The 1,424-nt window shown below is 69.2% G+C and carries 1 protein-coding gene; it reads left to right on the top strand.

The features are described from left to right. The first annotated feature begins 102 nt into the window (after positions 1 to 102). Positions 103 to 1,386 carry an IS66 family transposase gene (tnpC, locus tag D3272_RS27015; RefSeq protein WP_129222328.1) on the top strand — a complete coding sequence of 428 codons (1,284 nt, stop codon included), beginning with the start codon at positions 103 to 105 and terminating at the stop codon, positions 1,384 to 1,386. Positions 1,387 to 1,424 lie beyond the last annotated feature (38 nt).

Genomic DNA, 1,424 nt, shown 5'->3' with positions numbered 1-1,424 from the left:
GTAATTACCCACGGGGTGGCGTGAGGTGACCGGAGTCGGGTAGATAGCGCCTTTGTGCAACGATGGCTTGCGCCGGTTGATGAAGGCTGATTCCCTGTCGGCATGAGCCGCGGTGATCTCGAGCGTCTGAGCAAGGACGAACTGATCGAGCTGGTGCTGAAGCTTCAGCGCCCGGCCAAGACGTCGCGCACGTCGTCCAAGCCTCCCTCGACCGATCGGAAGGAGCGGCGCGAGCAGTCACGCCCTGGCGGCGCGAAGCCCGGCCACGAGGGCCACAACCGCATCATTGCGGAAGATCCCGACACGGTGGTCGACCACCGCCCAACCGCGTGCCCGGACTGCGGTCTGGCGCTGCCGCTCGACCTGCCGGGCGAAACCGTGAGCGTGCACGAGCGGATCGAACTGCCGGAGGTGAAGCCCGTCGTCGAGCAGCACCGGCGCCTCGCCGTGGTGTGCCCGGGATGCCGGGCGCATGTGGCGGCGCCGCGGTCGGCGAGCGCCGCATCGACGCCCTTCGGCCCGCGCCTGCACGCCACGGCGGTGTATCTGAAGACCTTCCAGGCCCTGTCCTACGAACGCCTGCAGAAGGCCCTCTTCGACCTGTTCGGCCTGCGCATCAGCCAGGGCGGGCTGACCAAGATGCTGCGCCGGGCCGAGACGCGCTTCGAGGCCGGGCGTGAGGCGGCGCTGTCGGCCCTGCGGCGCGCCACCGTGGTGGCGTCCGACGAGACGGGCGTGCGCATCGAGGGCACGAACTCCTATCAATGGGTGTTCCGCTGTGAGGAGGCGGTCGTGCATCACGCCGCCCCGACGCGGGGCGCGTGCGTGGTGCACGAGATCATGGACGGGCACCGGCCCGCCGTGTGGCTGTCTGATCGCTACTCGGCCCAGCAGGGCCACGCCGATCGCCAGCAGACCTGTCTTGCTCACCTCGCCCGCGACGTCGCCTATGCCCTTGATGCCGGCGACGACACGCTCGCCCTGCGGCTCAAGCTGTGGCTCGATGGAGCTTTCGCCCTGGCGCGCACCATCACCACCGCGGCGCCATCGACGGTGAACACGAAGCGCCGCAAGCTGGAGCGTTCCCTCGACGATATCCTCGCCGCCCCGCCCACCTGCGACCTGGCGCGCGACATCCAGAGCCGCATGCGGCGCGCCCGTGACCAGCTCCTGACCTTCACGTCCTTCCCCGGACGGGTCGAGGCCACAAACAACGCTTGCGAGCGCGACCTCCGCCCGGCGGTGATCCAGCGCAAGAACACCAACGGCTACCGCGCCATGTGGTCCGCCAAAGGCGAGGCCGCCGTACGAACCGTGGTAGCGACAGCGCGCATTACCTCCGGCGCGGACACGTTCAGCACCGTGCTGGGCACAATCGGCGCCTGACGCCGCTCAGCCAAGCTCCACACCCCGTGGGTAGTTAC

The sequence above is a fragment of the Lichenibacterium ramalinae genome, from assembly GCF_004137085.1.
GTDB lineage: Bacteria > Pseudomonadota > Alphaproteobacteria > Rhizobiales > Beijerinckiaceae > Lichenihabitans > Lichenihabitans ramalinae.
The sequence above is the reverse complement of the archived record's forward strand: the minus strand, read 5'-3'. Positions and strand labels throughout refer to the sequence as shown.

What these genes read in the sequence shown, in the direction of transcription:
- tnpC (WP_129222328.1), top strand. Translation starts at nt 103, where the DNA reads ATGAGCCGCGGTGATCTCGAGCGTCTGAGCAAGGACGAACTGATCGAG.